Source organism: Phyllobacterium sp. (assembly GCF_037994425.1).
Lineage (GTDB): Bacteria > Pseudomonadota > Alphaproteobacteria > Rhizobiales > Rhizobiaceae > Phyllobacterium.
Genome location: NZ_JBBNAM010000429.1, coordinates 1 through 7,384 on the forward strand (window position 1 = coordinate 1; position 7,384 = coordinate 7,384).

10 protein-coding genes are annotated in these 7,384 nt (G+C 58.4%); 5 read left to right on the plus strand and 5 right to left on the minus strand.

What is annotated here, in order from left to right; translation table 11 throughout:
- Positions 1-100 precede the first annotated feature (100 nt).
- The 4 genes from purS to AAAB35_RS28280 all read left to right on the plus strand — a co-directional run bounded on the left by purS (position 101) and on the right by AAAB35_RS28280 (position 2,650).
- Complete coding sequence (gene purS, locus AAAB35_RS28265; protein WP_340671654.1) at positions 101-340, plus strand: phosphoribosylformylglycinamidine synthase subunit PurS; 240 nt, start codon at positions 101-103, stop codon at positions 338-340.
- Between the two features lie 274 nt (positions 341-614).
- Positions 615-1,283, plus strand: coding sequence for a phosphoribosylformylglycinamidine synthase subunit PurQ (gene purQ, locus AAAB35_RS28270; RefSeq protein WP_340671655.1), 669 nt, complete (start codon positions 615-617; stop codon positions 1,281-1,283).
- A 193-nt stretch (positions 1,284-1,476) separates the two neighbouring features.
- Positions 1,477-2,136, plus strand: coding sequence for a glutathione S-transferase family protein (locus AAAB35_RS28275; RefSeq protein WP_340671656.1), 660 nt, complete (start codon positions 1,477-1,479; stop codon positions 2,134-2,136).
- A 97-nt stretch (positions 2,137-2,233) separates the two neighbouring features.
- The gene (locus AAAB35_RS28280) at positions 2,234-2,650 is read left to right on the plus strand and encodes a hypothetical protein (RefSeq protein WP_340671657.1); all 417 of its coding nucleotides are present in this window, start codon (positions 2,234-2,236) and stop codon (positions 2,648-2,650) included.
- A 17-nt stretch (positions 2,651-2,667) separates the two neighbouring features.
- On the opposite strand, the gene AAAB35_RS28285 is transcribed toward AAAB35_RS28280, so the two are convergent.
- A complete protein-coding gene (locus AAAB35_RS28285) occupies positions 2,668-2,889 on the minus strand; it encodes a DUF1127 domain-containing protein (RefSeq protein WP_340671658.1) in 222 nt (73 codons plus the stop codon).
- 90 nt (positions 2,890-2,979) lie between these two features.
- On the minus strand, positions 2,980-3,216 hold the full coding sequence (locus AAAB35_RS28290; protein WP_340671659.1) for a DUF1127 domain-containing protein: 237 nt from the start codon (positions 3,214-3,216) through the stop codon (positions 2,980-2,982).
- A 90-nt stretch (positions 3,217-3,306) separates the two neighbouring features.
- Between AAAB35_RS28290 and AAAB35_RS28295 the strand changes: the two genes are divergently transcribed.
- On the plus strand, positions 3,307-4,722 hold the full coding sequence (locus AAAB35_RS28295; RefSeq protein WP_340671660.1) for a PLP-dependent aminotransferase family protein: 1,416 nt from the start codon (positions 3,307-3,309) through the stop codon (positions 4,720-4,722).
- A gap of 30 nt (positions 4,723-4,752) precedes the next feature.
- Here AAAB35_RS28295 and ttcA read toward each other — a convergent pair whose 3' ends face one another.
- The 3 genes from ttcA to rpsD form a co-directional block, all read right to left on the minus strand.
- On the minus strand, positions 4,753-5,595 hold the full coding sequence (gene ttcA / locus AAAB35_RS28300; protein ID WP_340671661.1) for a tRNA 2-thiocytidine(32) synthetase TtcA: 843 nt from the start codon (positions 5,593-5,595) through the stop codon (positions 4,753-4,755).
- Positions 5,596-5,664: 69 nt separating this feature from the next.
- Positions 5,665-6,594 (minus strand): glutaminase, encoded by a 930-nt coding sequence (locus AAAB35_RS28305; protein ID WP_340671662.1) that lies wholly within the window; start codon positions 6,592-6,594, stop codon positions 5,665-5,667.
- 70 nt (positions 6,595-6,664) lie between these two features.
- A complete protein-coding gene (gene rpsD, locus AAAB35_RS28310; RefSeq protein ID WP_027231636.1) occupies positions 6,665-7,282 on the minus strand; it encodes a 30S ribosomal protein S4 in 618 nt (205 codons plus the stop codon).
- Positions 7,283-7,384: the final 102 nt, after the last annotated feature.

The following is a 7,384-nucleotide window of genomic DNA, read 5'->3' on the forward strand; positions in this document are numbered from 1 at the left end:
CGCCGCCTCGGCATCATGAATGAAAACGAACCGACCCGCCCGGCCGGGCCGGTTCTGGTCAAATGAATTGCAGTCGAATCAGCTCGGAGAAGACAAGTCGATGAAGGCACGTGTCACTGTAACCTTGAAGAATGGCGTTCTCGATCCGCAGGGCAAGGCAATTGTCGGCGCGCTGGGCAGTCTTGGTTTCGATGGCGTGGGTTCCGTGCGCCAGGGCAAGGTGTTCGATGTCGAACTGAACACGACAGACCGCGCCGCGGCCGAAGCCAACCTCAAGGCGATGTGCGAGAAGCTCCTCGCCAATACGGTGATCGAAGATTATAGTGTGGCGATTGATTGATCACTTTTTGAGGTTTCGCCATGGACGGTATATCGCCCGATCTGATTTGCGAAATACTTAGAGAAATACAGGGCGACGTTGCGTCTCTAAAGGGAAATGGGCGAGAGCAAAGGCAGGATAGTGTCAGCATCCGTGGTCACCTCCAGCTGCTAGAGGGCGAAATGAACAATCTTCGCGCCTCGGTGTCGTCGATCCATGACCGTCTCGATCGTATTGAAAATCGTCTCGAACTTCGGGAACTCACAGAAGCACAAGCAAGGTTTGAACCGCACCCATGAAATCAGCAGTCGTTCTTCTCCCCGGCCTCAATCGCGACCGTGACATGATCGCGGCGTTGACCGATGTCTCAGGCGTCGCCCCCCAGACCGTCTGGCAGACGGACACCGAGATCCCCGATGTCGACCTCATCGTCATCCCCGGCGGCTTTTCCTATGGCGACTACCTGCGTTGCGGCGCGATTGCGGCGCGAATGCCGGTCATGCAGGCGATCCGCGAGAAGGCGAACAAGGGCGTCATGGTGATGGGCGTGTGCAATGGCTTCCAGATCCTCGTCGAAGCCGGTCTCCTGCCCGGAGCATTGATGCGCAATGCATCCCTGAAGTTCGTGTGCCGCGAGGTAAAGCTTGAAGTGACGAATGCCAACACGGCATTCACGCGTGGCTATTCGCATGGCCAGATCATCCGCACACCCGTAGCCCACCACGATGGCAACTACTTTGCCGATGCCAACACCCTTGCCCGCCTTGAAGGCAATGGCCAAGTTGTCTTCCGCTATGCAGAGGGTACCAATCCGAATGGCTCGATCAACGATATCGCGGGGATCGTCAACGAGGCAGGGAATGTGCTCGGCCTCATGCCGCATCCTGAAAACCTGATCGAAGTGGCCCACGGCGGCACCGACGGCCGGGCCCTCTTCGCCGGCATTCTAGGCGTCGCCGCCTGAGCAATTGTTCACGGGCTTGGGGATCCTCGGGTCAAGCTCGAGGAAGCATTCCTTTCCGTACGCAACCCGCCATAGGCTCTTGCAATCAGCAATCCGTTTCGTCTTCCTTGATATCGCCCGCTATTTCGTTAGGCTCCTTCAAGGCGTTCGGCAAATCACACAATAAGCCGCAGCTCAATTGGAGGAACTTTTTATGAAACTTTATTCGCGGCCGCTCTCCCCCTATTCCTCCATCATCCGTTGCATCGCCTACTACAAGCAGGCTCCGATCAAAGTGGTTTCACCACCCCCAGGTTCACCGATACCCGAAGAATTTCGCGCCATCTCACCGTTCAATCGCATTCCCGTATTGATTACCGGTTCGGGCCTGACGGTGATCGAGGCCAGTGTCATAGCCGAATACCTCGAAGAGCATTTTCCGGAACCGCCACTCTTGCCCGCCGACTCGAGAGACCGTGCCATCGTCCGGATGGCGACGCGTGCGACCGAACTTGAAGTCCTCGCACCTGTCATGGAATTGTTCGAACTGCTTTACCTGAAATCGAAGGATGAACCGCGCGTCAGCAAACTGTTCAGGCAGATGGAGATCGGCCTCGCGGAAGTCGAAAAGCGGCTCGGCCAAGGACCTTATGCTCTGGGCGACGACATGACGCTTGCCGATGCGTGGTTGACGCCGACGCGATTCGTCTTCAACAGCTTCCGCCAGCTGGCCGACCGGCCTGACTTGCTCGACCCATACCCGAAGTTCGACGCGCTGGAGCAACGGATTGTTCAGGATCCGGTGTTATCGCTGGTCTGGTATGAGATGGCGGACGGCCTCGAAGTATTCCTCGGGGAGCTTGAAACTGCCTGATCCCTTCCCCGCATAACCCCGGTGCCGACGCGTGGTTCCGATCAGCTTATGCACAATTGTCCTCTGCGCCTAAGCGGCGCAGTCGTGGAGAAACCGCATGAAGACGCCGACGATCGGTATTGCCTTGATGATTTCGCTCACTGCGCTTGCCGGATGCCAATCCAAGAGCAAGCCGGGGCCCGGCAGCCTTGCCTTCAGCTCTAAAAAGGCAGCGCTGCCGACGATGGAACGCGTTGCGCTCGCTGCCAATACGTGTTGGTTCAAGTCCGGCGATGCGACTTTCAAGCCCTATCGCCTCGCCCCTGAACTCGACTCCTATTCGGGAAGGCCGCGCATTCTTGTCGTACCGGCAAGCAACCCCGGCGGACGCCCACTGCTCGTCGTTCATGCAGAGGGCAACCCCGCGAAGGTTGAGGCTTTCGGCCCGTTGATGATGCATTCCTCAGGCAATCGCATCGCAGCAGACGTTCGCCGCTGGGCCGGCGGACAGTCGTCCTGCACGGCCAGCGGCTAGTCTGAAAGTAGGGCTGTTCAGTTCGAGAAGTAATTGCCGAGATCGGCTTCGACGTGATCGCGCGTAAGGCCGAGATCCTTAAGCCCGTCTTCGCCGAGCGAACCGAGTTCGAGCCGCGTGCGGCGCTTGTCTATCGCATGGCCGACCCAGTTGAATAGACGGCCGAAACGATTGCTATGCTTAAATACTGCCAGGCCTAGATGACCAGGCCTGTCGGGATCGATGTATGTCGTACCCATTACTGCCTCCATATGTCATCAGTTGCGTCTTATGTGGTTCGCCGTACTGCGCTGCACAAGAGCGTACCCGCTCGAACGCGCGCTAAAGATTCAGTCCCAGAAGAAGCGCTTGACCTCACGTCGCGCCTCTGCAGGAGCGATGCCGATATCATTAAGGAGGTCATTGCTGAGTTCGCTGAGATGAATCCGCGTGCGCCGCTTCAGCATTGCATGGCCGAACCAACCAAGAAGCGCAGCAATTGTTACGGTCCTGGCTCGTACCGGCAACCGGTGCATCTCACCGTCGCGGGCGCAATCTGCGCTTATTGTCTCCATTGTACTCATCATGTGTTCCTTCCAAGCCGTCATTGACTCGAATTGTGCATGATTGTCTCTATGTATTGACTCAATTGGAATCGCAATATTATAATTGTTACCATGACAAATTGGCTTCCAAATCTCGAACCTGGCAAAGGCCCGCTCTATTTGCAGTTGGCCGAGCGCATTGAATCCGACATTGCCGAGGGCGTACTCGCCCCCGGGACCAAACTTCCCCCGCAACGCAACCTGGCATTCGATATTGGCGTTACGATCGGCACCGTGGGGCGCGCCTACAATCTCATTCGCGAACGCGGACTGGTCAGCGGCGAAGTCGGCCGGGGCACCTATGTCACCGAACGCAAGGAGCCAGTCCTCGATCAGTCGGTTCCACGCACCGAAGCTTTCGGTGGTACGCGCAGTGCGACGGTCGAACCCGGCAAAATTCGCCTCGACAGCACGGCAGCCATAGAGGTCGGCCAATCGGACGCAATGGCGAGGTTGCTCGCCGGCATCACCAGACAATATCCGGCTGAGATCGCCAGTTATTCCCGCACGCTCCCGGTCTCATGGCAGGCCGCCGGCCGCCGCTGGCTTTCTGCGGCGGGTTGGGCGCCGGAACCTTCGTCCATTGTGCCGACCCTCGGCGCACACTCCGCGATCCTTGCGGTCATTGCCGCGGTGACGGTGCCTGGCGATCGCATCGCCTTCGAAGACCTCACCTATTGCTCGGCTGCGCGCAGCGTCAATCTCATGGGGCGGCGCAGCATCATCATGCAGACCGAAGACGGCTATCTTACTCCAGGCGATTTCGAACGGCACTGCGCCCAGCAGCACCCGAAGCTCGTCTTTCTCATGCCATCGCTGCACAATCCGACAGCGGTGACCATGCCGGAGGATGACCGGCGGGCAATTGTCGATATCGCACGGCGGTATAATGTCTGGATCATCGAGGACGAAATCTACGGTTCATTAACGCGGCATGATCACGTCAAGATTGCCGAACTCGCACCGGAGCGGACATTCCATATCGGGGGCCTGTCGAAATCCGTGGCCGCAGGCGTGCGCGGCGGCTGGGTGGCCTGCCCGCCCCATCTTTCGGCCCGCGTTCTTACCGCCCACAAAATGGTCAGCGGCGGCGTGCCCTTCATAATGACCGAGCTTGGCGCGCAATTGGTCAATACCGGCGAAGCCGACGCGATCCGCAACGAGGTTTGCTCCGAGGTGATGGCGCGCGAGGCTGTCGCGCGCTCGATCTTTGCCGGCATGGACTTTGCCTCCCAGGCATTCTCACCGTTCCTCTGGATGAAACTGCCTGATCCCTGGCTTTCCGGTACGTTCAAGAATGCTGCGCTTAACGAAGGTGTGCTGATCGACGACGAGGACGAGTTCAAGCCGGGACGTAGCGAGAAGGCGTTTCACCGCATACGTGTCGGGCTGACGGTGCCGACGACGCGCGAAGAACTGAGCCAGGGTCTCTCCGTGCTTCGCCGTCTCATGGAAACAGACAATGCCAGTTACGACAGCTATTCGTGAGAGGGCCGGTTACGCAACGTTTCGTGCGACTTAGCCAGCCATAAGCCCGGCGAAATCAAAAATCTTTCGGTCGAGCAAATGGCTGGGTCTTGTATTGGCAAGCGCACGGATCATCGTTTCCTTGCGACCTGGCATGCGTTTTTCGATATCGGCGAGCATTGCCTTCATGGCATTGCGTTGCAGACCTTCCTGGCTACCGCAGAGATCGCAGGGAATAATCGGGAATTGCATGGCGGCCGCGAACTTTTCGAGGTCCTCCTCTGCCGAGTAACTCAGCGGACGCAGCACCATGATATCGCCCTCATCATTGAGCAGCTTCGGCGGCATCGCAGCGAGCCGTCCGCCGTGAAAGAGGTTCATGAAGAAGGTTTCCAGAATATCTTCGCGGTGATGTCCGAGCACCAGCGCCGAACAGCCCTCTTCACGAGCTACCCGGTAAAGGTGGCCGCGGCGCAATCGCGAGCACAAGGAACAATAGGTCTGGCTTTCGGCAATCTTGTCGGTCACCACTGAATAGGTGTCCTGATACTCGATGCGGTGCTCGATGCCGTTCTGCTTGAGGAAATCCGGCAGGATATGTTTCGGGAAATTGGGCTGTCCCTGGTCGAGATTGCAGGCGAGCAATTCGACAGGCAGCAAGCCACGCCACTTCAGATCGAGCAACAGCGCCAGCAGCCCGTAGGAATCCTTGCCACCGGAAAGGCCGACCAGCCAGCGCTCCCCGGGCTTAACCATGGTGAAGTCTTCGAGCGCCTGCCGCGTATTGCGCAAGAGCCGTTTGCGCAGCTTGTTGAACTCCACGCTGGACGGCACGCCGAGGAACATCGGATGGCAACCGCTTGCGTCGCTGAGGTCAAGCTCATGGATGGTCATGGAAACACCTCGTTCCGATCCAGTGTCGTGGCCTTCATTGCATCGCATCGGTGGCGAAGGCAAGAGCCCTCATTGCCCGAACACCGACCAGCCGGTGCGCTGCGCCAACAACTCCAGCGCTGCCGAGCCAAGCTGTGAATTACCGACCTCGTTCAGGCCCGGCGACCATACGGCGATGGACGCTTTGCCGGGTGCAATGGCAAGTATTCCGCCGCCAACGCCGCTCTTGCCAGGCAAGCCGACCCGGTAGGCAAAATCGCCGGAACCATCGTAATGCCCGCACATCAGCATGAGGGCATTGATACGCCGGGCCCTGCCTGGCGACACCACGCTGCCGCCATTGAGCGGATTGCGGCCGGCCGAGGCGAGGTAAAGCCCGGCATGCGCAAGCTGGCGGCACGACATCGCGACGGCGCAATGGTGGAAATAGACGCCCAGCACATGCTCGACGGGATGATGCAGATTGCCGAAGGCGCGCATGAAGTTGGCGAGAGCTACGTTGCGGTAGCCGGTCTGCGTTTCGGAACGCGCGACATTTTGGTCGATGGCAATAGCTTCATCGTCAGCGATATGGCGAATGAACTGCACGATTTCGCCGATCGCCTCCTTGGGCTGGTGCCCGGCCAGAACGACGTCCGCAACGGCGATGGCACCCGCATTGATGAAGGGATTGCGCGGCTTGCCCTTCTCCTGCTCGAGCTGGACGATGGAATTGAAAGCATTGCCCGACGGTTCGCGCCCAACCCTCTTCCACAGGCCATCGCCGATCTTGCCGAGCGCCAGGGTCAGCGTGAAGACCTTGGAAATGCTCTGGATGGAGAAGTTGGTTTCGGCGTCGCCGGCGGTATGAACCTTGCCGTCGACCGTCACCAGCGCAATGCCGAACTGCTTCGGGTCTACCGTCGCAAGTTCCGGTATGTAATCCGCAAGCTTGCCCTCGCCTATCCGACCGGAAAGGTCGCTGTAGACGCTGTAGACGATATCCTGAAGATCGGTCATGGCCGGACTCCGGTTGAAAAAAAAGCCGCCAAGATTGCTCCGGGCGGCTTTTTCTAAAATTCAGAACTAATTAACGCGAATAGAATTCGACGACCAGGTTAGGTTCCATCTGTACAGCGTATGGCACGTCCGAGAAAGCCGGAACGCGGCTGTACTTGGCAACCATCTTGTTGTGATCGACTTCGAGGTACTCAGGAACATCGCGCTCAGCCAACTGAACCGATTCCAGAACGATCACGAGCTGCTTCGACTTTTCGCGCACTTCGATCACGTCGCCAGCCTTGCAGATGTAGGACTGGATGTTCGTGCGACGGCCGTTAACGTTTACATGGCCGTGGTTGACGAACTGGCGGGCAGCAAAGATCGTCGGAACGAACTTGGCGCGGTAAACAATCGCATCGAGACGCGACTCGAGCAGACCGATCAGCTGTTCGCCGGTGTCACCCTTGCGGCGTGCTGCTTCCTCATAGGTCTTGCGGAACTGCTTTTCCGAAATGTCGCCGTAGAAACCCTTGAGCTTCTGCTTGGCGCGGAGCTGCACGCCGAAGTCGGAGAGCTTGCTCTTGCGGCGCTGGCCGTGCTGGCCGGGGCCGTACTCGCGGCGATTTACCGGGGACTTCGGACGGCCCCAGATGTTTTCGCCAAGACGGCGGTCAATTTTATACTTGGACGATTCGCGCTTGCTCATCGCATTCCCTTTCAAACAAAGCACACCCGAAACCCGATGTTTCGAGTGAAGGAAACGCGCCCTCCTCTGGCCCCCTGCCGGGAACCTGACAGGGTCTTCCAC